The 22,523-nt window shown below is 71.1% G+C and carries 22 protein-coding genes; 14 read left to right on the top strand and 8 right to left on the bottom strand.

The features are described from left to right. Positions 1 to 62 precede the first annotated feature (62 nt). Positions 63 to 1,325, top strand: coding sequence for a beta-ketoacyl-ACP synthase II (gene fabF / locus ACZ6B1_RS05135; RefSeq protein WP_468775078.1), 1,263 nt, complete (start codon positions 63 to 65; stop codon positions 1,323 to 1,325). A gap of 109 nt (positions 1,326 to 1,434) precedes the next feature. Here fabF and ACZ6B1_RS05140 read toward each other — a convergent pair whose 3' ends face one another. Continuing rightward, positions 1,435 to 1,929: a DUF3145 domain-containing protein gene (locus tag ACZ6B1_RS05140; RefSeq protein ID WP_351659796.1), complete on the bottom strand. Its 495-nt coding sequence runs from the start codon at positions 1,927 to 1,929 to the stop codon at positions 1,435 to 1,437. 257 nt (positions 1,930 to 2,186) lie between these two features. Between ACZ6B1_RS05140 and ACZ6B1_RS05145 the strand changes: the two genes are divergently transcribed. Both ACZ6B1_RS05145 and ACZ6B1_RS05150 read left to right on the top strand, forming a co-directional pair. Further along, positions 2,187 to 3,089 carry an SGNH/GDSL hydrolase family protein gene (locus tag ACZ6B1_RS05145; RefSeq protein WP_468775080.1) on the top strand — a complete coding sequence of 301 codons (903 nt, stop codon included), beginning with the start codon at positions 2,187 to 2,189 and terminating at the stop codon, positions 3,087 to 3,089. A 14-nt stretch (positions 3,090 to 3,103) separates the two neighbouring features. Further along, on the top strand, positions 3,104 to 4,075 hold the full coding sequence (locus ACZ6B1_RS05150) for an aldose epimerase family protein (protein ID WP_468775082.1): 972 nt from the start codon (positions 3,104 to 3,106) through the stop codon (positions 4,073 to 4,075). 204 nt (positions 4,076 to 4,279) lie between these two features. On the opposite strand, the gene ACZ6B1_RS05155 is transcribed toward ACZ6B1_RS05150, so the two are convergent. Then, complete coding sequence (locus ACZ6B1_RS05155) at positions 4,280 to 5,071, bottom strand: EI24 domain-containing protein (protein WP_468775084.1); 792 nt, start codon at positions 5,069 to 5,071, stop codon at positions 4,280 to 4,282. A gap of 20 nt (positions 5,072 to 5,091) precedes the next feature. Beyond that, on the bottom strand, positions 5,092 to 5,529 hold the full coding sequence (locus tag ACZ6B1_RS05160; RefSeq protein ID WP_468775086.1) for a MarR family winged helix-turn-helix transcriptional regulator: 438 nt from the start codon (positions 5,527 to 5,529) through the stop codon (positions 5,092 to 5,094). Positions 5,530 to 5,618: 89 nt separating this feature from the next. Here ACZ6B1_RS05160 and ACZ6B1_RS05165 point away from each other — a divergent pair, with 89 nt between their 5' ends. Together ACZ6B1_RS05165 and ACZ6B1_RS05170 are read left to right on the top strand one after the other, a co-directional pair. Next, positions 5,619 to 6,617: an NADP-dependent oxidoreductase gene (locus ACZ6B1_RS05165; protein ID WP_468775088.1), complete on the top strand. Its 999-nt coding sequence runs from the start codon at positions 5,619 to 5,621 to the stop codon at positions 6,615 to 6,617. A 97-nt stretch (positions 6,618 to 6,714) separates the two neighbouring features. Beyond that, positions 6,715 to 7,137, top strand: coding sequence for an organic hydroperoxide resistance protein (locus ACZ6B1_RS05170; protein ID WP_468775090.1), 423 nt, complete (start codon positions 6,715 to 6,717; stop codon positions 7,135 to 7,137). Between the two features lie 64 nt (positions 7,138 to 7,201). Here ACZ6B1_RS05170 and ACZ6B1_RS05175 read toward each other — a convergent pair whose 3' ends face one another. Next, the gene (locus tag ACZ6B1_RS05175; protein ID WP_468775092.1) at positions 7,202 to 8,362 is read right to left on the bottom strand and encodes a serine hydrolase domain-containing protein; all 1,161 of its coding nucleotides are present in this window, start codon (positions 8,360 to 8,362) and stop codon (positions 7,202 to 7,204) included. Positions 8,363 to 8,504: 142 nt separating this feature from the next. After that, positions 8,505 to 9,623: an SCO2400 family protein gene (locus ACZ6B1_RS05180; protein WP_468775094.1), complete on the bottom strand. Its 1,119-nt coding sequence runs from the start codon at positions 9,621 to 9,623 to the stop codon at positions 8,505 to 8,507. A 201-nt stretch (positions 9,624 to 9,824) separates the two neighbouring features. On the opposite strand from ACZ6B1_RS05180, the gene ACZ6B1_RS05185 reads away from it, so the two are divergent. From ACZ6B1_RS05185 to ACZ6B1_RS05220, 8 genes are all read left to right on the top strand, one after another. Then, complete coding sequence (locus ACZ6B1_RS05185) at positions 9,825 to 10,982, top strand: mandelate racemase/muconate lactonizing enzyme family protein (RefSeq protein ID WP_468775096.1); 1,158 nt, start codon at positions 9,825 to 9,827, stop codon at positions 10,980 to 10,982. Further along, the gene (locus ACZ6B1_RS05190; RefSeq protein ID WP_468775098.1) at positions 10,979 to 11,992 is read left to right on the top strand and encodes a zinc-dependent alcohol dehydrogenase; all 1,014 of its coding nucleotides are present in this window, start codon (positions 10,979 to 10,981) and stop codon (positions 11,990 to 11,992) included. Before ACZ6B1_RS05185 ends, ACZ6B1_RS05190 begins: the two co-directional genes overlap by 4 nt. Positions 11,993 to 12,105: 113 nt before the next feature. After that, a complete protein-coding gene (locus ACZ6B1_RS05195; RefSeq protein WP_468775100.1) occupies positions 12,106 to 13,074 on the top strand; it encodes a hypothetical protein in 969 nt (322 codons plus the stop codon). 38 nt (positions 13,075 to 13,112) lie between these two features. Continuing rightward, the gene (gene chvE, locus ACZ6B1_RS05200) at positions 13,113 to 14,222 is read left to right on the top strand and encodes a multiple monosaccharide ABC transporter substrate-binding protein (protein ID WP_468775102.1); all 1,110 of its coding nucleotides are present in this window, start codon (positions 13,113 to 13,115) and stop codon (positions 14,220 to 14,222) included. 34 nt (positions 14,223 to 14,256) lie between these two features. After that, positions 14,257 to 15,816, top strand: a complete 1,560-nt coding sequence (gene mmsA / locus ACZ6B1_RS05205) for a multiple monosaccharide ABC transporter ATP-binding protein (RefSeq protein ID WP_468775103.1) — start codon at positions 14,257 to 14,259, stop codon at positions 15,814 to 15,816. Next, positions 15,813 to 17,057 carry a multiple monosaccharide ABC transporter permease gene (gene mmsB, locus ACZ6B1_RS05210; RefSeq protein WP_468775105.1) on the top strand — a complete coding sequence of 415 codons (1,245 nt, stop codon included), beginning with the start codon at positions 15,813 to 15,815 and terminating at the stop codon, positions 17,055 to 17,057. The genes mmsA and mmsB overlap by 4 nt, the downstream gene beginning before the upstream one ends. Positions 17,058 to 17,115: 58 nt before the next feature. Further along, positions 17,116 to 18,270, top strand: a complete 1,155-nt coding sequence (locus tag ACZ6B1_RS05215; RefSeq protein ID WP_468775107.1) for an aldose epimerase family protein — start codon at positions 17,116 to 17,118, stop codon at positions 18,268 to 18,270. Between the two features lie 120 nt (positions 18,271 to 18,390). Next, positions 18,391 to 20,097, top strand: a complete 1,707-nt coding sequence (locus ACZ6B1_RS05220; protein ID WP_468775109.1) for a pyridoxal phosphate-dependent aminotransferase — start codon at positions 18,391 to 18,393, stop codon at positions 20,095 to 20,097. Between the two features lie 42 nt (positions 20,098 to 20,139). On the opposite strand, the gene ACZ6B1_RS05225 is transcribed toward ACZ6B1_RS05220, so the two are convergent. Beyond that, positions 20,140 to 20,796, bottom strand: coding sequence for a hypothetical protein (locus ACZ6B1_RS05225; protein ID WP_468775111.1), 657 nt, complete (start codon positions 20,794 to 20,796; stop codon positions 20,140 to 20,142). A 116-nt stretch (positions 20,797 to 20,912) separates the two neighbouring features. On the opposite strand from ACZ6B1_RS05225, the gene ACZ6B1_RS05230 reads away from it, so the two are divergent. Continuing rightward, positions 20,913 to 21,167, top strand: a complete 255-nt coding sequence (locus ACZ6B1_RS05230) for a DUF397 domain-containing protein (protein WP_468775113.1) — start codon at positions 20,913 to 20,915, stop codon at positions 21,165 to 21,167. 9 nt (positions 21,168 to 21,176) lie between these two features. On the opposite strand, the gene ACZ6B1_RS05235 is transcribed toward ACZ6B1_RS05230, so the two are convergent. Both ACZ6B1_RS05235 and ACZ6B1_RS05240 read right to left on the bottom strand, forming a co-directional pair. After that, entirely contained in the window at positions 21,177 to 21,827 is a 651-nt protein-coding gene (locus ACZ6B1_RS05235; protein ID WP_468775115.1) for a DUF4360 domain-containing protein, read from the bottom strand. Positions 21,828 to 22,021: 194 nt separating this feature from the next. Further along, a complete protein-coding gene (locus ACZ6B1_RS05240; protein WP_468775117.1) occupies positions 22,022 to 22,480 on the bottom strand; it encodes an RrF2 family transcriptional regulator in 459 nt (152 codons plus the stop codon). Positions 22,481 to 22,523 lie beyond the last annotated feature (43 nt).

Here is a 22,523-nt window from a genome sequence, read left to right on the forward strand (position 1 = left end):
TAGGCCCCGCCACCCGGCGGTGGCGCCGTCGAATCCCGTTTTCCGTTGGAGAAAGAATTCCCGTGAGCCCGACCAATCGCACCGTGGTCGTCACCGGTATCGGCGCAACCACACCGCTGGGTGGCGACGCAGCCTCGTTCTGGGAGGCCCTGGTCGCCGGCAAGTCCGGTGTCGGCCCGCTCGAGCAGGAGTGGGCGGCCGAGCTGCCGGTCCGCATCGCCGCGCAGATCGCCGTCGAGCCCGGCGAGATCATCCCCCGCCCGCAGGCCCGCAAGCTGGACCGGTCCGCGCAGTTCGCGCTGATCGCCGCTCAGGAGGCCTGGAAGGACGCCGGTTTCACCGCCAAGGCCGGTGAGGACGCGTCCGTCAACCCCGACCGTCTCGGTGCGGTCATCGCCTCCGGCATCGGCGGCGTGACGACGCTCCTGGACCAGTACGACGTGCTCAAGGAAAAGGGCGTACGCCGCGTCTCCCCGCACACAGTGCCGATGCTGATGCCCAACTCCCCGGCGGCCAACGTCGGCATCGAGCTGGGTGCCCGCGCCGGTGTGCACACCCCCGTGTCGGCCTGCGCCTCCGGCGCCGAGGCCATCGGGTACGCGATCGAGATGATCCGCACCGGGCGGGCGGACGTGGTCGTGGCCGGTGGTACCGAGGCCGCCATCCACCCGCTTCCCATCGCCGCCTTCGGCAACATGATGGCGATGTCCAAGAACAACGACGACCCCGAGGGCGCGTCGCGTCCCTACGACGCGGGCCGCGACGGCTTCGTGCTCGGTGAGGGCGCCGGTGTGATCATCCTGGAGTCCGAGGAGCACGCGAAGGCCCGCGGCGCCCGGATCTACGTCGAGGCGGTCGGCCAGGGCATCTCCGCCGACAGCCACCACATCACGCAGCCGGAGCCGTCCGGCAACGGCATCGCGCACGCGCTGCAGAACCTGCTCGACAGCACGGACCTGAAGCCGGCCGAGATCGTGCACGTGAACGCGCACGCCACCTCGACCCCGCAGGGTGACGTCGCCGAGATCAAGGCGCTGCGGAAGGTGTTCGGCGACGACGTCGACCACATGGCGATCTCCGCCACCAAGTCGATGACGGGTCACCTGCTCGGCGGCGCGGGCGGTATCGAGACCGTGGCGTCGATCCTGGCGCTGGTGAACCGTACGGCTCCGCCGACCATCAACGTCTCGAACCTCGACCCCGAGGTCAACGCGGACGTGGTGACCGGTGAGGCCCGCGAGCTGCCCGAGGGGCGGATCGCCGTGCTGAACGACTCGTTCGGCTTCGGCGGGCACAACGTGGTCCTGGCCTTCCGGACCGTCTGAGAGCCAACGTGAGGAGCCCCCACCGGACGGTGGGGGCTCTTTCGTGTGTACCGCGGGTTCTTCGGCGTGTCCGGGGGGCTCCCGCGCGTTTCCGCGCGTCCGGGAGGGCTCAGACCACCTGGTGCAGCCAGCGCACCGGTGCTCCCTCGCCCGCGTAGCGGAACGGCTCGAGCTCGTCGTCCCAGGGTTTTCCGAGGAGCTTGGCGATCTCCGCCTCCAGGTCGGTCTCCTCGCGCTGGGAACGCGTCAGCGCCGCGCGCAGCCGGTCCTCGGGAATGAGGATGTCACCGTGGATACCGGTGACCGCGTGGAAGATTCCGAGGTCGGGGGTGCAGCTGTAGCGCTCACCCTCGGCGGTGGCGCAGGGCTCGGCGGTGACCTCGAACCGCAGCAGATGCCAGCCGCGCAGCGCGGAGGCGAGCTTGGAGGCCGTACCGGCCTCGCCCTGCCAGGAGAACTCCGAGCGCCAGGTGCCGGGTGCCGCGGGCTGCCGGATCCAGTCGAGGCTGACGCGCGTGCCGAGCACCCCCGCGACGGCCCACTCGACGTGCGGGCACAGCGCGCGCGGCGCGGAGTGCACGTACAGAACTCCACGTGTCGTCACCGGAACCTCCGGGCAGAGCGGGACATCTTGCGGACTGGCTGGGCGGCCCAGGCGCGACGGCCGCGTTGATGGCGAGGCTACCCTGCGGCGGGGCAAGGAGTGTGACGTACCGTCGGTCCCGGTGCCAGGAAACCCGCGCCATTCACCCAGGGGGACGCTTGTACGGGGGTTCGGCGTTCCCAGGTCCCCGGTCCGGGAACCCTCGCGCGTTGTCATGGGAGGGAGCACCGCACCGTCGAGCGAGGGGAGCAGCCAAGATGCGCGAGCGAGGCCACCGGGCGCGGGGCGTTGTCGCCGTCATGGCGGCGGCCGTCCTGACCCTGACGGGGTGTGACGCCTTCGGCGGTGGCGGCGCCGACGGCAAGAAGGACTCCGGTGCGCCCGCCTCCCGTCCCCCGGCCAGGCCGGCACCGGTGTGGAACCGCAGCCCGGACTCGATCGCCGCGGTCGGCGACTCCATCACCCGGGGCTTCGACGCGTGCGCCGTGCTCTCCGACTGCCCCGAGGTGTCGTGGGCGACGGGCAGCGACGCCGGGGTCGACAGCCTGGCGGTGCGGCTGCTGGGGGTGCGGGGGGCGGCGGAGCACAGCCGTAACTACGCGGTGACCGGCGCCCGTATGTCCGACCTACCGCGGCAGATGGCCGGCGCGATCGCCGGGCGGCCGGAACTGGTGACGGTGATGATCGGCGCGAACGACGCCTGCCGCGCGTCGGTCTCGGCGATGACCCCGGTGGCGGACTTCCGGGCGGACTTCGAGGCGTCGCTGGCCAGGCTGCGTACGGCGCTGCCCAGGACGCAGGTGTACGTGGCGAGCGTGCCGAACCTGCTGCGGCTGTGGTCCCAGGGCCGGACGAACCCGCTGGGCAAGCAGGTGTGGAAGCTGGGCATCTGCCCGTCGATGCTGGCCGAGGCCGACGACCTGACCAGCGTGGCCACGCGGCGCCGGGCGAAGGTGCAGCGGCGGGTGGAGGACTACAACGCGGCGCTGCGAGCCGTGTGCGCCAAGGACCGCCGCTGCCGCTTCGACGGGAACGCGGTGTTCGACTTCCGCTTCGGCACCGACCAACTCAGCCGCTGGGACTGGTTCCACCCGAGCCGCGACGGGCAGGCGCGGCTTGCCGAGATCGCGTACCGCACTGTCACCGCGCGGAGACCCTGACTAGGGTTTCCCACATGAGCGAACTTTTCTGCACACTTCCCGACGGCGCACCCGTGCACCGCTGGACGCTGGAGCGGGCCGGGGTGCGGGTGCGGGTGCTGTCGTACGGCGGGATCGTGCAGTCGGTCGAGGTTCCGGACCGGGACGGGCGTACGGCCGACGTGGTGCTGGGATTCCCCCGGGTGGAGGGCTATCTGGAGCATCCGGAGCCCTACCTCGGCGCCCTGGTGGGGCGGTACGCCAACCGGATCGCGGGCGGCCGCTTCGCGCTCGACGGCCGTACGTACGCGCTGCCGGTGAACGACGGGCCCAACTGCCTGCACGGCGGGAAGCGCGGGTTCGACAAGCGGGTGTGGGAGTCGGAGCCGGCCGGGGACGGCGTCCGGCTGCGCCGGGTGAGCCCGGACGGCGAGGAGGGCTTCCCGGGCCGGCTGGAGGTGTCCGTGACGTACACGCTGGACGACGCCGGGTCGCTGCGGATCGCCTACGAGGCCGTGACGGACGCTCCGACCGTCCTCAACCTCACCAATCACTCGTACTGGAACCTGGGCGGTTCCGGTCCCACGGGCGGTCATGAACTGCGGCTCGCCGCCTCCCGGTTCACCCCGGTGGACGCGGACCTGATCCCCACCGGGGCCCTCCGGGACGTGACCGGCTCCCGCTTCGACTTCCGGACGGTGCGCGAGGTCGGTTCCGGCTACGACCACAACTTCGTGCTGGACAAGGGCGTGACGGACGCCGCCGAGGAGGTGGCCGAACTGCACGACCCGGTGTCCGGGCGGGTGCTCACGGTGGCCACGACCGAGCCCGGGCTCCAGTTCTACACCGCCGACCATCTGGCCGCGCCCTTCGCCCCCGGCGAGGGGGTCGCCCTGGAGACCCAGCACTTCCCCGACTCCCCGAACCGCCCGGACTTCCCGGGCACCGTGCTCCGGCCGGGCGAGGTGTTCCGGTCCGAGACGGTGTACGGCTTCTCGGCGCGCTGAGACAAGGGACGAGCCCCGGTCCGGAGGTCAGGTTTCCGGGCCGGGGCTGTCCACGGGGGACTTGTCCCGGTCCCGACGTTAAACGCCGCGCCCGCCCAGGGGCCCGTGACAGCCCCCCTCACGGCGATCCCGTACGAACCCTTCACAAACGGCCCGGCCTCGGGGCACCGCCGTTCCCGGCGCACGGTGGGGCTGGGGCGGGGTTCAGGAAGCGATCGGTTCGTTCGCTTCGGCGGGGGTGCGGTCGGTGGTCTCCTCGCCCAGGAGGTCGCGGGCGAGAAGGGTGGCGCCGGCCACCGCGCCCGGCATCAGGAAGACCGCGACGAACGGGATCAGGAAGGACAGGCCGAGTGGGGTGCCGAAGCCCCAGACCAGGGTCTTGCGGGAGCGGAGCAGGGTGAGGCGGGCGCGCAGGTCCACGCCGCGGCGCTGGAGGGCGATGGCGGTCAGTTCCTCGGTGAGGAAGAACCCGGTGACGAAGAAGCCGATCACCGGGACGACCGTCTGGCCGACGAGGGGCAGGAAACCGGCGGCGAAGAGCAGCACGCCCCACAGCAGGGCCCGGACCAGGATGCGCAGGCTGTCCCGGGCCGAGATCCACAGCTCGCGCCAGAGCGGGAGGCCGGACTCGGGTGCCGTGCCGTCGGGCGAGACGTCCTCGTCGACCTTCTCCGAGAGGCTGTCGTAGAAGGGCTGGCCGATCAGCAGGGTGAGGGCCGTGAAGGTGAGGACGGCCAGCAGCAGGCCCAGGGCGAACAGGACGGCCGTCAGGAAGCCGCGGAAGAGGCCCTGCCAGGGGCTCCCCCAGCCATCCGCGAACGGGGTGGCCCAGGCGACCCCGCCCTCGCCCCACACGGCGAGCACGACCAGCGCCGCCGCGTAGAGGACCAGCGTGATCAGGCCCGGCAGAAGGCCGAAGCCGAACTGGCGGCCGTGCCGGGCGACCCAGCGCTGGCCTGCCAGGAGATAACCGAAACCCACCCCGAGATCGCGCATGGCGAAGACTTTACTGGGACTCAGGCGTCCAGCATCCGCCGCAGCAGGTCCCGCAGGGAGCGGCGCTCCTCGGCGGAGAGCCCGGCGAGGGGCTCACGCGCGAAGCGCAGGCCCTCGCGCAGGTCCCGGGCGACCCTGCGGCCCTCGTCGGTGGCCGCCGCCACCTTCACCCGGCGGTCCGCCGGGTCGGGGCGGCGCTCCGCCAGGCCCCGGGACTCCAAACGGTCGACTATCCCGGTCACGTTCGACGGCTCGCACTTCAGCTTGTGCGCGAGCTTGCGCATCGGCAGCGGCTCCAGCGACAGCAGGCTGAGCAGGCGTGCCTGCGGGCCGGTCAGCGCGTGGGCGGCCGCCGCCTCCTCGTAGTCCGCGTAGAAGCGGGCCACGACGTCCCCGATCAGCTCGACGACCTCCATGGTCAGCTCGTCTGGGCGGGGGGTATTCGGTGGTGTGGCCATGTCGTCCAGGATAGCCGGTTACTTGACATCATGAAATATTCAGGCTCATTGTTGTTTCAGGTACTGAAGTAAATGAAAGGCGACCCCCCATGATCAACCGCGAGTGGCACCTCCTCAGCCGTCCGGTCGGCTGGCCGAAGCCCGAGGACTTCGCCCTGGTCGAGAGCCCCGTCCCGACCCCCGGCGAGGGCCAGGTACTGGTGCGCAACGAGTACCTCTCCGTGGACCCCTACATGCGCGGCAGGATGTCGGCGGCCAAGTCGTACGCCGCCCCGTTCGAGCTGAACAAGGTCATGCAGGGCGGCGCGGTCGGCGAGGTCGTCGCCTCCAACGCCGAGGGCATCGCGGTCGGCGACCATGTCCTGCACTTCTTCGGCTGGCGCGAGTACGCGGCCGTGGACGCGAAGAACGCCGTCAAGGTCGACCCCCAGGCCGCCCCGCTGTCGACGTATCTCGGCGTGCTCGGCATGACCGGCCTGACCGCGTACGCGGGACTGCTGCGCACCGCCTCCCTGAAGGAGGGCGACGTCGTCTTCGTGTCCGGCGCGGCGGGCGCGGTCGGCAGCCAGGTCGGGCAGATCGCGAAGCTCAAGGGCGCCTCGCGGGTCATCGGCTCGGCCGGCTCCGACGAGAAGGTCCGGCTGCTGACGGAGGAGTACGGCTTCGACGCCGCCTTCAACTACAAGAACGGTCCGGTGAGCGAGCAGCTGCGCGCGGCCGCCCCCGACGGGATCGACGTGTACTTCGACAACGTCGGCGGCGAACACCTGGAGGCCGCGATCGGGTCGCTGAACCTGAACGGCCGGATCGCCGTCTGCGGCATGATCTCCGTCTACAACAACACCGAGCCGGCCCCCGGCCCGCGCAACCTGGCCCGCCTCATCCAGACCCGCGGCCGTATCGAGGGCTTCCTGGTCGGCGACCACTACGACCTGCAGCCGCAGTTCGTCCAGGAGGTCGGCCCCTGGGTCGCGTCGGGCGCGCTGAAGTACCGCGAGACCGTGGTCGAGGGCATCGAGAACAACCTGGAGGCGTTCCTCGGGGTCCTGCGGGGCGACAACACCGGAAAGATGATCGTCAAGCTCTGACCCTGGCCAGCTCTTTCCGGCATGCGGTAACTTCATTCCGAAATCCGCCGTCGACCGTGGGCGCGAGTCACGGCGGACCGAGGAGGAAGACAACCGCATGCCCATTCAGCAGTCCGACGTCCTGTACACGGCCGTCGCCACCGCCGAGAACGGCCGTGACGGCCGCGTCGCCACCGACGACGGGAAGCTCGACGTCGTCGTGAACCCGCCGAAGGAGATGGGCGGCAGCGGCGCCGGCACCAACCCGGAGCAGTTGTTCGCCGCCGGGTACAGCGCCTGCTTCCAGGGCGCGCTCGGCGTGGTCGCCCGGCAGGAGGGCGCCGACGTCTCCGGTTCGACCGTCACGGCCAAGGTCGGCATCGGCCGCAACGAGGACGGCTTCGGGATCGTCGTGGAGATCTCCGCGAACATCCCGAACGTGGACGACGCCACCGCGCGGGCGCTGCTCGGGAAGGCGCACCAGGTGTGCCCCTACTCGAAGGCGACGCGCGGCGACGTCACCGTGACGCTGGCCCGGTAACGGTCGTTGCTACGACGGCGGCCGCATCCTTGGACGTGGGATGCGGCCGCCGCCGTACGCCGTGTCAGCCGGCTGCCAGTGCCGCCCGGTGGACGGCCGCCACCAGCCGGTCGTTCTCCGCGGCCGAGCCGCCCGGGAACGCGAACCGGCGCCTGGTGTAGCCGTAGGCGAGGCCGCTGCGGGGATCGGCGAAGGCCTGGGAGCCGGCGGCGCCGCTGTGGCCGATCGCGCCGGCACCCAGGAAGGGGTGCCAGGTGTCGGCCGTGTCCTGGAAGCCGAGGCCGTACGACTTGTGGGTCCGGGCCACCAGGTCGTACCCGGTGGAGTGCGGCTGCCCGAACTCCGCGACCGTGTCCTGCTTCAGCAGCGGGGCCTTGCCGTCGACCTCGCTGATCATCGCCGCGTACATCCCGGCCAGACCGCGCGCCGAGGCGACACCGCCCACCGACGCCGGGCCCCGGGCGCGGACCGCGCGCCCGTTCGGCAGCGACTCGAGGTCGGTCGGCTCGGCCGCGTGCCGGTTGAAGGCGATCGCGCCGAGGGTGTGCGGCCCGCTCGCCAGCGCGTCGAGCACCGCCTGCTCCTCGGGGGTGGGCAGCATCGGCAGGGTGGTGCGGAAGCGGCCCTCGCGGGAGGCCGGCAGGCCCAGGTGGAAGTCCAGCCCGCAGGGGACTCGCACGCGCTCCTCGTACACCTCCTGGAGCGTACGGCCGGTGGCGCGGCGGACGACCTCGCCGGTGAGCGCACCGATCACCAGGGCGTGGTAGCCGAAGGCGGTGCCCGGCCGCCAGAACGGCCGCTGGTCGGCGAGGCGTTCGGCCAGCGCCCGGTCGTCGGCCAGCTCGGCCGCGCTGAAACCGGTGTCGGTGCCGATCAGACCGGCCCGGTGCGCGAGCAGCTCGCGCAGGGTCAGCGCGCCCTTGCCCTCGGCCCCGAACTCCGGCCAGTAGTAGGTGACCCTGCGGTCCAGCTCCAGCGTGCCGTCCTGCACCAGCAGGGCCACGACGAGGTGCGCGGCGCCCTTGGTGGACGAGAACACGCCGTACAGCGAGTCGCCGTCGGCGCCCTCGCCGGCCCACAGGTCGACGACCCGCCGGCCGTGCACATGGGCGCACAACTGGCCCTCGTAGTCGTCCCGTTCCTCCGCCACGAAGGCGGCGAACTCCTCGCGCACCGCTTCGTAGCCCTCGGCGACCGTGCCGCGCACGGTGGTTCCCTGCGTCATCCGCTCTCCTCGACCGAGCCGCTCGCGCGTCGCTCCCTCTTGCGCACAACGCCCGCTCCGCCACCGGGCGTTCCCAGGATCGGTACGGCGAGGTGTACCGGTTCGACTCAACCGCGCCGAGCGCGGACCGGTTTCTCCGGTCCTACGTGCACCACCACAGGAACCGGTTGCACGACCTCGTCGGGGACGCGGCGGGTGTCGGATCCGAGGTCGTCGGGCCGGCCGTCGGGGTGGCGCTGGGCTGGGACGAGGGCTGGGCCGGCGGGGCGGCGGTCGTCGTGCCGGCACCCGAGGTGGCGGACTGCTCCGCCTTGTCGTCGGCGGGGGACTTGGAGGGCTTGTCCGTCGGGGACTCGGACGCGGACGCCGAGGCCGAGGGGCCGGTGGACGACGAGGCGCTCGGCGCCGTCGTGCGGGCGGAGGTGCCGTCGGCGGGGGCTGCCGTGCGGTCCGGGGAGGCGGAGGCGCTGCCACCGTCGGCCGAGTTGTCCCCGGCCGTCGTCGAGGTGTCGCCGGTGAAGGGCGCGAACGGGGCGTCCGTGCCGAGTTCGGCGATACTCAGCCCGCCGGCGGCCAGCACGAACCCCGTGGCGATCAGCACCGTACGGCGCCGGCGGCGCCGGTGCGCGGCGGCCTTGCGGTCCCGGCGGCTGGCGTCGGCGACGGCAGGGCCGCCGGCGGCCTCGCCGCCCCCGGCTCCCCCGCGGCCCCGGCCGCGCGACTGACGCCGGGCGGCACGGCCCACCGGCTCGTCACGGCCTTCCCGGTCGTCGTACTCGTCCTGGTCGTCGTACTCGTCCCGGTCGCGGGCCTCATCCTCGTGGCCGTCGTGGCCGTCGCCGTGGTCCGCGTGGGCGCCGTAGGCGTCGTCCCGGCCACCGTGTCCGTCGTGGCCGCCCGCGGCCACCTGCCCGTCGGCGCCCGCGTGGTGCCCGGCCCCGCCCTCGTACGTGTACGCGTCCGGGACCGCAGCGGCGCCGGACTGCTGCGGCACTCGCACGGCCTGCGCCGCACCCGGGTGGGGGTAACCGCCGGACTGCTCCGGTGCGTAGGGCGCCGGATACCCGCCCTGACCGGCGTACGCGTACCCCGCCGTGGCGCCGGTGTGGGCCTCCTGGCCGTACGGGCCCGCTGTCGCGCCCGCGTACCCGGGCGCGACGGGCGCGCCCGCGCGCGGGGCGGAAGGCCGGGCCGGTGCGCCACATCCCGGGCAGACCAGGGCGCCGTTGAGGTGCCGTTGGCACGGGTGGCAGAAGTCCATGACGCCGGAAGACTAGATTCCCCGCCGGTCACGTAACCAGGCGCCTCTGTGAAGGTTTCGTGCGGGACCGCAAAGGTTCTCGAAAGTCACGTCGAAACTGTTACCTGTTCGACCCATTGACACCCCTGCCACGGCGTCCTTACTGTCACGCCAGCATTTCGAACGAGTGACGAAATATCGAACAGCTGAGGGGCAACTGCCGTGCGCATCACCGGAATCAGCACGCACGTGGTCGGGACGCCGTGGCGCAACCTGACATACGTCCAGGTGCACACCGACGAGGGAGTCACGGGCGTCGGCGAGACCCGGATGCTCGGCCACACCGACGCGCTGATCGGCTATCTGCGCGAGGCCGAGGCCAACCACATTCTCGGCTCGGACCCGTTCGCCGTCGAGGACCTCGTTCGGCGGATGAAGTACGGCGACTACGGACGGGCCGGCGAGATCGTCATGTCCGGCATCGCGGTCGTCGAGATGGCCTGCTGGGACATCAAGGGCAAGGCGCTCGGCGTGCCGGTGTGGCAGCTGCTGGGCGGCAAGGTCACCGACAGGGTCAAGGCGTACGCCAACGGCTGGTACACCACCGAGCGGACACCGGAGGCGTACCACAAGGCCGCCCAGGGGGTCATGGAGCGCGGTTACAAGGCGCTGAAGATCGACCCCTTCGGCACCGGGCACTTCGAACTGGACCACGAGCAGACCCTGTACGCGGTCTCCCTCATCGAGGCCGTGCGGGACGCCATCGGACCGGACGCCGAGCTGATGCTGGAGATGCACGGCCGCTTCTCCCCCGCCACCGCCGTCCGGCTGGCGAAGGAGATGGCGCCCTTCAAGCCGGCCTGGCTGGAGGAGCCGTGCCCGCCGGAGAACCTGAAGGCGCTGGAGAAGGTGGCCGCCAAGGTGGACATCCCGGTCGCCACCGGTGAGCGCATCCACGACCGCATCGAGTTCCGCGAGCTCTTCGACAGCCAGTGCGTCGACATCATCCAGCCCGACGTCGGCCACATCGGCGGCATCTGGGAGACCCGGAAGCTGGCGGCCACCGCGGAGACCCACTACATCCTCGTCGCCCCGCACAACGTGGGCGGGTCCGTGCTGACCGCCGCCTCGCTCCAGGTCGGCTTCACCTCGCCGAACTTCAAGATCCTCGAGCACTTCAACGACTTCGCCGACGCGGACATCAAGAAGGTGGTCAAGGGCGCCCCGGAGGTCGTGGACGGCTACTTCCAGCTCTCCGACCGGCCCGGGCTCGGCGTCGAGCTGGACACCGACGCGGCCGCCGAGTTCCCGCAGCAGCAGGCCCGGTTCGACCTGTGGGCCGAGGGCTGGGAGCAGCGCAGGCCGAAGGACACGAAGTGACCTCGCCGGGTTCGCAGGTCCTCGTCGAGGCGCCGGGCGTCCACCGGGTCGAGGAGCACACTCCCCGGCAGCCCGGTCCCGGCGAGGCACTGGTCGCGGTGCACGCGGTGGGCATCTGCGGCAGCGACCGCGAGGTCTACCAGGGCAACCGGCCTTCAGGGTACGTCCGTTACCCGCTCACACCCGGCCACGAGTGGTCCGGGACCGTGCGGGCGGTGGGCGCCGGGGTGCCGGACGGCCTGGTCGGCCGCAAGGTCGTCGGTGAGGGCTTCCGCAACTGCCAGGTGTGCGACCGCTGTCACGCGGGCGAGACCACGCTGTGCACGGCCGGGTACGAGGAGACCGGGTTCACCCGGCCGGGCGCCATGGCGGCCACCCTCACCCTGCCGGCCCGGCTGCTGCACCCGCTGCCGGACGACGCCGACCTCACCGCCGCCGCCCTGCTGGAGCCGGCCGCGTGCGTCGCGGCCGCCGCGCTGAAGGCCCGGGCCCTGCCGGGCGAGCGGGTCGCGGTGGTCGGCACGGGCACGCTCGGGATGTTCGCGGTGCAGTTCCTCAAGGCCGTCTCGCCGGCGGAACTGCTGGTCGTGGGCACCGGGAACGACCGTGAGGCACTGTCCCGGCGGTTCGGGGCGAGCGACTTCCGGCTCAAGGACCAGCCGTCGTCCGGCGACTTCGACGTCGTGATCGAGACCGCCGGCTCCTCGTCCGCCGCGCGCACCGCGGCCGCGCTGCTCAGGCGCGGCGGGCGGCTGGTCCTGACGGGCATCCCGGCGCCGGGCGCGGACGGGCTCGACCCGACCGATCTGGTCGTACGGCAGCTGGAGGTGCACACCGTCTTCGGGGCGCCGCCGGAGGCCTGGGCGCACGCCGTGCGGGTCTTCGGCGCGGGGCTGCTCGACCCGCTGCCCCTGGTCACCCACGAGCTGCCGCTGACCGAGTTTCCGCAGGCCATCGAGCTGGTGGGGGCCGGTGATCCGAAGGTGGGCAAGGTGCTGCTCCGTCCCTGACCGTACGCCGGCCGGGATGTGACCCGACGGCGCCCCGGCCGGCGTACCGCGAGGCCTTTTCCATACCCAGAGCCGCGAACCTTGTCCGAAATACCGAACACGAAGGACAGCACGTGACCGACGCTTCCGCTCCGGCAGTCCGCAGGCCCGGCGAGCAGGTGCTCGCCGCACTCGGCCTGGACGCGCCCGCCCTCGACCCCGCCGACGCCTCCGCCCACGGCTTCCCGGGCGGCGGCCGCTGGCGCACCGAGATTCCCTCGTGCGAGGGTCCCGAAGCGCTGGCGGTCGCGCTGAAGGAGGCGTCGCGCCTCGATGTGCCGATCCACCGGATCAGCCAGGGCAGCGGCGTGTGGATGCTCACCGACGCCGAGATCACCGAGATGGTCGAGGCGACCGCCGAACGGGACATCGAGCTCTGCCTGTTCACGGGCCCGCGCGGCACCTGGGACATCGGCGGCTCGGTGCGCTCCGACTCGCGGGGGGCCGGACTGCGCGCCAGGGGCCACGACGCCGTCGCCGGCTGTGTCGAGGACGCCGTCCGCGCCACCGAACTGGGCGTCAAGTGCCTGCTGGTCGCCGACGAGGGCGTGCTGTGGACCCTGCACCGGGCGCGCACGGCCGGGATCATCCCGGCCGACACCACCCTGAAGGTCTCCGCGCTGATCGGCCCGGTCAACCCGGCCTCGTACGCGGTCTACGAGCGGCTCGGCGCCGACTCCGTCAACGTGCCCAGCGATCTGACGCTGGACCACCTCACCGAGATCCGCCGGGTCTCCGGCGCCCCCATGGACATGTACATCGAGGCCCCCGACGACCTCGGCGGCTATGTGCGGATGTACGAGGTCGCCGAGCTGATCCGGCGCGGCGCACCGCTCTACCTGAAGTTCGGTCTTTCCAGGGCTCCCGGCATCTACCCGTGGGGCACCCATCTGCGGGACGTGACCCTGGACACCGCCCGGGAGCGGGTGCGGCGCGGCCGGCTCGCCCTGGACCTGCTCGCCCGGCACGGCGCGGACGGCGACATGGCGCCGCTCGGCTCCCGGCTGCCCGGCACGCTGCACCGCTTCCCCAGCACCGTGTGACCCCATCCCGACGACGAGAAGAACTAGGACGGATCATCATGCTCAACCGCAGAGCCGCACTCGCCACGATGGCCACGGCAGCCTCGCTCGCCCTCACCCTGACCGCCTGCGGGCAGAACAGCGAGGGCGGCAGCGACGACAAGGGCGGGGACGCCAAGGGCGGCACGATCGGCATCGCGATGCCGACCAAGTCCTCCGAGCGCTGGATCGCCGACGGCAGGAACGTCGAGAAGAACCTCCAGGCCAAGGGCTACAAGACCAAGCTGGTCTACGGCGAGGACGACCCCGACACCCAGGTCTCGCAGATCGAGAACCTGATCACGCAGGGTGTGAAGGGCCTGATCGTCGCGGCTATCGACAACAAGTCGCTGAACAACGTGCTCCAGGAGGCCGCGGACGCCGACATCCCGGTCATCGCCTACGACCGGCTGATCCTCGGCACCAAGAACGTCGACTACTACGCCTCGTTCGACAACGAGAAGGTCGGCAAGCTGCAGGGCCAGTACATCGTGGACCGGCTCGGCCTGAGCAAGGGCAAGAAGGGCCCGTTCAACATCGAGCTGTTCGCCGGCTCCAACGACGACAACAACACCAAGTACTTCTTCGGCGGCGCGATGAGCGTGCTCCAGCCGTACATCGACAAGAAGCAGCTCGTGGTCAGGTCCGGGCAGACCGCGCTCAACAAGGTCACCACCCTGCGCTGGGACGGCACGACCGCGCAGAAGCGCATGGAGGACATCCTCACCTCGTCCTACAAGAGCGGCCGGGTCGACGCGGTCCTCTCGCCCTACGACGGCATCTCCATCGGCATCCTGTCCGCGCTGAAGTCGGACGGCTACGGCTCCGGCGGCAAGGCGCTGCCCGTCGTCACCGGCCAGGACGCCGAGCTGGCCTCGGTGAAGTCGATCATCTCCGGCCAGCAGACGCAGACCGTCTACAAGGACACCCGGCAGCTCGCCAAGGTCGCGGCCACCATGGTCGACGACGTCCTGAAGGACAAGAAGCCGCAGGTCAACGACGTCAAGACCTACGACAACGGCAGCAAGGTCGTGCCCGCCTACCTGCTCCAGCCGGTCAGCGTCGACAAGTCCAACTACAAGCAGGTCCTGGTCGACGGCGGCTACTACACCGAGTCCGAGCTGAAGTAACCCGCCCGCTACCTACGGATTGGAAGGCACGACCATGGCGGGACCCGTCCTGGAAATGCGCTCGATCGTCAAGACCTTTCCCGGTGTCAAGGCGCTGTCGGACGTCACCCTGACCGTCCGTCAGGGCGAGGTCCACGCCATCTGCGGGGAGAACGGCGCCGGCAAGTCGACGCTGATGAAGGTGCTCTCCGGCGTGCACCCGTACGGCAGTTACGAGGGGGACATCCTCTTCGAGTCGGAGGTCTGCCGGTTCAAGGACATCCGGGCCAGCGAGCAGCACGGCGTCGTCATCATCCACCAGGAGCTGGCGCTGGTGCCGTACCTCTCCATCGCGGAGAACCTCTTCCTCGGCAACGAGCACGCCAGGCGCGGGCTCATCGACTGGAACGAGACCCTGCGGCACGCCACCGAACTGCTGCGCCGGGTGGGGCTGGACGAGCACCCGGAGACCCGCGTCGCCGACATCGGCGTCGGCAAGCAGCAGCTCGTGGAGATCGCCAAGGCACTGTCGAAGCAGGTGAAGCTGCTCATCCTGGATGAGCCGACCGCCGCGCTGAACGACGAGGACAGTGGCAAACTCCTCGATCTCATCCTGGAGTTGAAGAAGCAGGGCATCACCTCGATCATCATCTCCCACAAGCTGGGCGAGATCCGCCGGGTCGCCGACTCGGTGACGATCATCCGGGACGGCCGGTCCATCGAGACGCTGGACGTGAAGGCGCCCGAGACCACCGAGGAGCGGATCATCGCGGGCATGGTCGGCCGCGACCTCGACCACCGCTTCCCGGAACGCACCCCGCACCATCCGGAGGAGGGCGCGGCACCGGCGCTGGAGATCCGCGGCTGGACCGTGCACCACCCGATCGACCAGCAGCGCAAGGTCGTGGACGACGTCTCGCTTCAGGTGCGCCGCGGGGAGATCGTCGGTATCGCGGGGCTCATGGGCGCGGGCCGCACCGAACTCGCGATGAGCGTCTTCGGGCGCGCCTACGGCCGGTACGCGGGCGGCACGGTCCTGAAGGACGGCAAGGAGATCCGCACCAAGTCCGTGGCGGAGGCGGTCGGGCACGGGATCGCGTACGTCACCGAGGACCGCAAGCACTACGGCCTCAACCTCATCGACACCATCAACCGCAACATCTCGCTGACCGCCCTGAGCAAGGTGGCCAGGCGGGGCATCGTCGACGAGCACGAGGAGCGGCAGGTCTCCGAGGGCTTCCGCAGAACCATGAACATCAAGGCACCCACGGTGTTCGAGCCGGTGGGCAAGCTGTCGGGCGGCAACCAGCAGAAGGTCGTCCTCAGCAAGTGGATCTTCGCAGGACCCGATGTGCTGATCCTCGACGAACCGACCCGCGGCATCGACGTGGGCGCCAAGTACGAGATCTACACGGTGATCGACCAGCTCGCCGCCCAGGGCAAGGCGGTGGTCTTCATCTCCTCCGAGCTGCCCGAACTGCTCGGCATGTGCGACCGCATCTACACGATGGCCGCCGGGCGGCTGACCGGTGAGGTGCCGCGGGCCGAGGCCACGCAGGAAGTTCTGATGCGCCATATGACGAAAGACACGCAGGACCAAGAGGTGACGCGATGAGCACGGATGTGACCGCCAAGAGCCCGGCCCCCGCGCCACCGGGCGGGAGCGGATCGGCCGCCGGCAGGGGACTGCTCCAGGTGATGCTGGACGGCCTGCGCCGCAACATGCGCCAGTACGGCATGCTGATCGCGCTCGGCCTGATCGTGGTCCTCTTCGCCGTCTGGACGGACGGGGACCTGCTGCTGCCCCGCAACGTCTCCAACCTGGTGCTGCAGAACAGCTACATCCTGGTCCTCGCGATCGGCATGATGCTGGTGATCATCGCCGGGCACATCGATCTGTCGGTCGGCTCGCTGACCGCGTTCGTCGGCGCCTTCGCGGCGGTGCTGACCGTCCAGCACGGCGTCTCCTGGCCGATCGCGCTGGTGCTGTGCCTGCTGGTGGGCGCGGCGGCCGGCTCGGTCCAGGGCTACCTCATCGCCTATCTGGGCATACCCTCCTTCATCGTCACGCTCGCCGGAATGCTGCTCTTCCGCGGTCTGACGGAGATCCTGCTCAAGGGCCAGACCCTCGGCCCGTTCCCCGACGGGCTGCAGAAGCTCGGCAACGGCTTCCTGCCGGAGACCGGCCCGGACACCAACTACCACAACCTCACCCTGCTGCTCGGTCTCGTGCTGATCGCGGCCGTGGTGTGGCAGGAGGTCCGGGACCGGCGCCGCCAGCAGGAGTTCGCGCTGGAGGTGCTGCCCACCCGGCTGTTCCTGCTCAAGCTGACCGCCCTGGTCGCCGCGATCCTGGTGCTCACCCTGCTGCTCGCCAGCTACAAGGGCGCCCCGATCGTGCTGATCATCCTCGGCGCGCTGGTCGTGGGCTACGGCTACGTCATGCGCAACGCCGTCTTCGGCCGTCACATCTACGCGATCGGCGGCAACCTGCCGGCGGCCAAGCTGTCCGGCGTGAAGGACAAGAAGGTCACCTTCCTCGTCTTCCTGAACATGGGCGTGCTCGCGGCCCTGGCGGGTCTGGTGGTCGCCGCCCGGCTGAACGCGGCCTCGCCGAAGGCGGGCGTCAACTTCGAACTCGAGGCGATCGCCTCGTCGTTCATCGGCGGCGCGTCCATGAGCGGCGGTGTCGGCACCGTCCTCGGCGCCATCATCGGCGGTCTCGTCCTCGGCGTGCTGAACAACGGCATGAACCTCCTCAGCGTCGGCACCGACTGGCAGCAGGTCATCAAGGGCCTGGCCCTGCTGCTGGCGGTCGGGTTCGACGTGTGGAACAAGCGCAGGTCCGGTTCGTAAGTCAGCTCGGGCCCCGCCGGATCACCGGCGGGGCCCCTTCCTTCCACGGGAGCCGTCAGTGGAACTGAACAGACGTACGGTCATTGCAGGAGCAGCGGCGGCGGGCATCGCCGCCACCACCCTCGGCTCGGGCACCGCCCAGGCCGCCGCCCCTGGCGGAAAACCGGTGAAGCACCTCTTCGGCAGGCTCGCCGACGGCACCAAGGTGTACCGCTGGTCGCTGGAGAACGGCGGCATCCGGATGAAGGTGCTGTCGTACGGCGGCGTCGTCCAGACCCTGGAGGTCCCGGACGCCCGCGGCCGGCACGCCAACGTGGTCGCGGGCTTCGACGACATCGACGACTACGTGGCGAAGAGCCCGTACTTCGGCGCACTGATCGGCCGCTACGGCAACCGCATCGGCAAGGGGCGGTTCACTCTCGACGGCAGGAGCTACCAGCTCTCCGTCAACGACGGCGTGAACAGCCTGCACGGCGGAGCCAAGGGCTTCGACAAGCGGGTGTGGGACGTGGAGCCGTTCACCGACGGTTCCGACGTCGGCCTGCGCCTGTACTACACGAGCGCCGACGGCGAGATGGGCTACCCGGGCACGCTCCGGTCGAGGGTGACGTACACCCTCACCCGGCGCGGCGAGTGGCGCGTCGACTACGAGGCGACCACCGACCGGGCCACCGTCGTCAACCTCACCAGCCACGTCTACTGGAACCTGGCCGGCGAGGGCAGCGGCACGATCGAGGACCACGAACTCACGATCGCCGCCGCCCGGTACACCCCCACCGACTCGGGTCTGATCCCGACCGGTGAACTGGCGCGGGTCTCGGGCACCCCGTTCGACTTCCGCCGCGCCAAGCCGATCGGCCGGGATATGCGGGCAGGCCACGAGCAGCAGGTGCTGGCCAAGGGCTACGACCACAACTGGGTGCTGGACAAGGGCGTCACGACGCGGCCCGAGCACATCGCCACGCTCCGCGACCCGCGCTCCGGCCGCACCCTGCGGATCGCCACCGACCAGCCGGGCCTGCAGTTCTACTCCGGCAACTTCCTGGACGGCACCCTGACCGGCACCGGCGGACGCACCTACCGCCAGGGCGACGCGCTCTGCCTGGAGACCCAGCACTTCCCGGACTCCCCGAACCACGCCGCCTTCCCGTCGACCGTGCTCCGGCCCGGGCAGACATACCGGACTGCCACGGTGCACACCTTCGGGGTGTGAGTCGCGGGCGAGGCGTGAACCGGCTCACACCACAGGTGAGTTGAACGCCACTGGCGCCCCCTCCGTATCCATGGGTGGCCCGTGCTCCCCCGCACGGGCCACCCTTCGACGGAGGTCCTCTTGCCTGACAACGTCACCTCGTTGTTCCGCAACACCGCCGCGCACAGCCCTTCGATGGCGGCGCTGACGCGGGAGAGCGACGGGTCGGGCCCCGTGGACTTCTGCATCCCGTGCAATCCGTACTTCCCCACTCCCGCCATGTTCGAGGAGATGGCGGTCCGGCTGCGCGAGATCATCACGTACTACCCGAGCGGCGCCGACACCATCACCGCCGAGCTGTGCGGCCTGCTCCAGCTCCCGCCGCAGTGCGTGGCGATGGGCAACGGCTCGACGGAGCTGATCACCTGGATCGACCACCTGCTGGTCCGGGAGTCGCTGGCCGTGCCGGTGCCCACCTTCGGCCGCTGGACCGACCAGCCGATGGAGACCGGCAAGCGGGTGGACATGTTCCCGCTCCAGGAGGCGAACGGCTTCGGCCTGGACCTGGCGCAGTACGCGGAGTTCATCCGGGCCCGGGGCACCCGGGCGGCGGTCATCTGCAATCCGAACAACCCCGACGGCGGCTATCTGCACAAGCAGCAGATCGTCCAGTTCATGGACTCGATGGCGGACCTGGACCTGGTGGTGATCGACGAGTCCTTCCTGGAGTTCGCCGACGCCGAGGCCGAGCCGAGCGTGGTGCAGGAGGCCATGCTCCGCCCGAACGTGATCGTCCTGCGCAGTCTCGGCAAGAACTTCGGGCTGCACGGCATCCGGTTCGGCTACCTCGTGGCGAACCCGGCCCTGGCCGGGCGGGTCCGCTCGATGCTGCCGAAGTGGAACCTCAACTCCTTCGCCGAACACGTGGTGTTCATGCTGCGCGAGCACGGCCCGGAGTACGCGCAGAGCCTGCTGCAGGTGCGCCGCGACCGCCTCGACATGGCCAGCCACCTCTCCGCGCTGCCCGGCCTCACCGTCTACCCCTCCCAGGGCAACTTCCTCTTCGTGCGCCTGCCCGTCGGCGCCGAGGGCACCGTGGTCCGGGACCGGCTGCTCACCGAGCACCGGATCCTGGTCCGCGAGTGCGGCAACAAGATCGGTTCGTCCAGCCGCTTCCTGAGACTCGTGGTGCGCCCCCAGGTCGACGTGCGTCGCCTGGTGTCCGGCCTGGAGCAGGTGCTCTACGGGACCAGGAGGGGAGCCGCCGTACCCGAGCTGAGCAACGGGACCAGCTACAGCTCGGGTACGGCGGCCGTGGACCGGCTGATGAACGAGACCAACGGAGCCGGTGTACCGGGACTGGCGGCGCAGGCCGCCGGTGTCGGCCCCGCCCCGGCCGCCGGCACCGGTATGCCGCTCCCCGCCGCCACGCCGATGGGCGGCGGGATGCCGATGCCGGCGGCAGCCCAGGTCCCGCCCGCGGCACCCGCCCCCCAAGCTCCGGCGCCGGTCCCCCTCCCGGCGCCGGTCCCCACGCCCGCCCCGGCCCCGATGGCCCCGGCTCCGGCCCCCGCCCCGATGGCCCCGCCTCCGGTCGCGGTGCCCGCTCCGGCCCCGGTACCGGCCCCGGCCCCCGTACCGACGCCGATGCCCGTGCCCGTCCCGGCGCCTGCCGCCGCCTTGGGGCCCACCCCGCCCGGCGTCCCGGCGCGCGGCGGCCTCACCGCCGCCCAGGTGCGCGGCACGACGGCCCCGGCTCCCCCCACCGGCCTGACCCCGGCCCCGGCGACAGGCTGGCCCAACGCCCAGAGCTGGCCGAACGCGGCGGGGATGGGCCAGACGGGATAGTGGATCAGCGGACGCTCCTCGCGAGACCGGTGTCCTTGACCGTCAGAGGCTCCGGGTGGTCAGACGCTCGCCGCTCGGGCCGAGGAGGAGGAGGTTCCACGCGGTGGCGTCGTCCCCGTCGTCGCCGTCCCACCAGGCCGCGAACGCGTCGGCGAGCCGTTTGGCGTCGGCCCGGGCGCTCCTGCCGGTACAGGTCGTGGTGAGTTCGACGTCGTAGTCCCGGTCGCCGAGGTGGACGAGGACGACCCGACGCACGTGCCGGGCGGGCTGCTCCCCTCCGTTTGCGGCGGCCCAGGTCCGGAACCGGGCCAGGAGGCTGGGGCCGGACTCGCGGCGCGTCACCGGCCGGGCGGGCGGATGCCGGTCGGTACCCGACATCACGGCCTGCTTGCAGCCCAGCACCCAGGCGCCGCGGTCCTTCTCCACCACGTCCTGCGGCCCGGCCGTGAGGGACCGGCGGACACAGCCTCCCCACACCACCTCGCGGACCGCCGCGCCCTTGCCGCCGTCCTCGAAGAGCCGTTCACCGGTCCGCCATCCGGCGTCGTACGCCGACGCGTAGCCGTGCTCGGCACCGGCAGGGGACGAGGCCGGTTCCGCACTGCTGCCACCGCCGCTGCCGCAGGACACGGCGAGCAGGCCCAGTAGAACCGCCGCGGCCGTGAGCCCGAACGGCCGTGCCCGTGCGGGTGCGTCCATGCCCCGCGTCCCCTCTCGATGCCTGACAGTCCAACCAGGCAGAGCGGTCTCACGAGGCCTTGGTTGCCTTGTGGACCGACCTTCACGTTCGAGCGCGGACGGGCTCCGCGACCGGCGTGGAGGTCGCCGACCTCCGACGGCTCGTTCACCGGCGGCTCGACCCTCCACACGGGGCACCTCACCCGGGACTCCGTCCACGACGGCGAAAGCGCCTCGTCGGGCCCAGCGGTGGCGGCGGCGACCGCGTCGAGGTCGCCCCCACCCCCGCCGTCATCCACATCCGTCACTCACAGGACAGGGAGGGCAGCCGGCTCGCCCTCTCCCCTCGCGTCCGGGCCGGCTTCCTCGACTGCGCCGGCACGGCCCGGTAGCGGACGCGCCTAGCTGTGCGGGCACTCCTTCCAGGCCAGGTGGTACACCGTGCTGATGTCGCCGTCGGTCGAGTCCATCGTCATGAAGCTGACCTTGCCGGGGTTGGCGCTGCCCGCGTTCACCCGTAGCTCGGTGTTGATGTTGAAGTTGCGCAGCACCCCGCAGGGCGCCCAGACCAGTTGGGCCCAGTCGGTCTGGTCGGTGGCCTGCCAGTCGTCGTTGTAGGCGCCGCTGAACGGATGCGTCTTGGCCGCGGTGTTCGAGGAGCCCTGGAAGTAGTACGACGCCTTCTGGGTGGCGCTCGCGCCGGGCTGGAGGGAGAGGAAGCCCCGGTAGTCCGCGCTGGCGACCGCGTAGGTGAAGCCCTGCGGGACGTGCACGACCAGGTTGAGCTGGCAGTTCTTGCGGAAGGCCGTGGGGTCGGAGTTGCCGCCGGCCTGGGCCAGGTAGTCGCTGTAGGTCACCGTGAAGGCGGTGTTGTCCGGGGAGACGGCGACGGCGGCCGTGCCGGCCGGACAGCCGGAGCCGTTCACCGTGGCGACGTCGATGACGATCTTGTCCGGGGGAGGGTCGTCGAAGACGGACGACGGGGACTGGGCGGGTAGCGCGGTGGTGAGCAGAGCGGCTACGGCGCCGCTCAGCAGAAGTCCACCAGCCATGGTTTCTCCAGGTTGTCGAGTGGGGGGTCCGACCTCCGACCCATCCGTTCACCGTTGAAGAAACTGTGTTGAACCTGTGAAGGACGGGGAGGCGAGGGGAATCGTAGGTAGCCCCACTCCGGCCCGGCAGGGCGAACTCCGGCCATTCACATCCGGCTTTTCACGCACCGCGCCCCCGGCGTCCCACCGGCCCCTCAGGGGTTCTCCCAGGCCGCCGGTTCCGCCGCCAGCGCCCGTACCGGCTCGGGCAGCGCGCCGGCCGCGAGGTCGCCGACGGTGACGCCCTCCAGGATGCGGCGCACGTTGGCGCGCAGGGCGATCCACAGCGGGAGCAGGGGCTCGGCCGTGCCCGTGTACGCCAGCCCCGTCGGACGCTCGCCGCGCACGGAGACGATCGGGCCGTCCACCGCCCGGATGACATCCGCCACAGTGATGGCGGCCGCGGCCCGGGCCAGCCGGTAGCCACCGCCCCCGCCGCGCCTGCTGTCGACGACCCCCGCCCGCCTGAGGTCACCCAGGATGCCCTCCAGGAACTTGTGGGGAATGTCCTGCTCGACAGCGATTTCCTCTGCCTTCACCGGGCCGTTACCCTCCCGTACGGCCAGCTCCAGAACCGCCCGTACCGCGTAATCCGCCCGCGCCGAGATCCTCATGGGTCCATTGTGGGGCGTATCTCCATGGAGAATGGCCGGACCG

The organism is Streptomyces sp. NPDC041129 (assembly GCF_055592265.1).

Bases quoted from the DNA above. Each gene is read 5' to 3' on its own strand.
- ACZ6B1_RS05160 (WP_468775086.1), bottom strand. From the start codon at position 5,529: ATGGCCACACCACCGAATACCCCCCGCCCAGACGAGCTGACCATGGAG.
- mmsA (WP_468775103.1), top strand. From the start codon at position 14,257: ATGGCGGGACCCGTCCTGGAAATGCGCTCGATCGTCAAGACCTTTCCC.
- ACZ6B1_RS05170 (WP_468775090.1), top strand. From the start codon at position 6,715: ATGCCCATTCAGCAGTCCGACGTCCTGTACACGGCCGTCGCCACCGCC.
- ACZ6B1_RS05145 (WP_468775080.1), top strand. From the start codon at position 2,187: ATGCGCGAGCGAGGCCACCGGGCGCGGGGCGTTGTCGCCGTCATGGCG.
- ACZ6B1_RS05150 (WP_468775082.1), top strand. From the start codon at position 3,104: ATGAGCGAACTTTTCTGCACACTTCCCGACGGCGCACCCGTGCACCGC.
- ACZ6B1_RS05175 (WP_468775092.1), bottom strand. From the start codon at position 8,362: ATGACGCAGGGAACCACCGTGCGCGGCACGGTCGCCGAGGGCTACGAA.
- ACZ6B1_RS05180 (WP_468775094.1), bottom strand. From the start codon at position 9,623: ATGGACTTCTGCCACCCGTGCCAACGGCACCTCAACGGCGCCCTGGTC.
- chvE (WP_468775102.1), top strand. From the start codon at position 13,113: ATGCTCAACCGCAGAGCCGCACTCGCCACGATGGCCACGGCAGCCTCG.
- mmsB (WP_468775105.1), top strand. From the start codon at position 15,813: ATGAGCACGGATGTGACCGCCAAGAGCCCGGCCCCCGCGCCACCGGGC.
- ACZ6B1_RS05225 (WP_468775111.1), bottom strand. From the start codon at position 20,796: ATGGACGCACCCGCACGGGCACGGCCGTTCGGGCTCACGGCCGCGGCG.
- ACZ6B1_RS05155 (WP_468775084.1), bottom strand. From the start codon at position 5,071: ATGCGCGATCTCGGGGTGGGTTTCGGTTATCTCCTGGCAGGCCAGCGC.
- ACZ6B1_RS05165 (WP_468775088.1), top strand. From the start codon at position 5,619: ATGATCAACCGCGAGTGGCACCTCCTCAGCCGTCCGGTCGGCTGGCCG.
- ACZ6B1_RS05235 (WP_468775115.1), bottom strand. From the start codon at position 21,827: ATGGCTGGTGGACTTCTGCTGAGCGGCGCCGTAGCCGCTCTGCTCACC.
- ACZ6B1_RS05240 (WP_468775117.1), bottom strand. From the start codon at position 22,480: ATGAGGATCTCGGCGCGGGCGGATTACGCGGTACGGGCGGTTCTGGAG.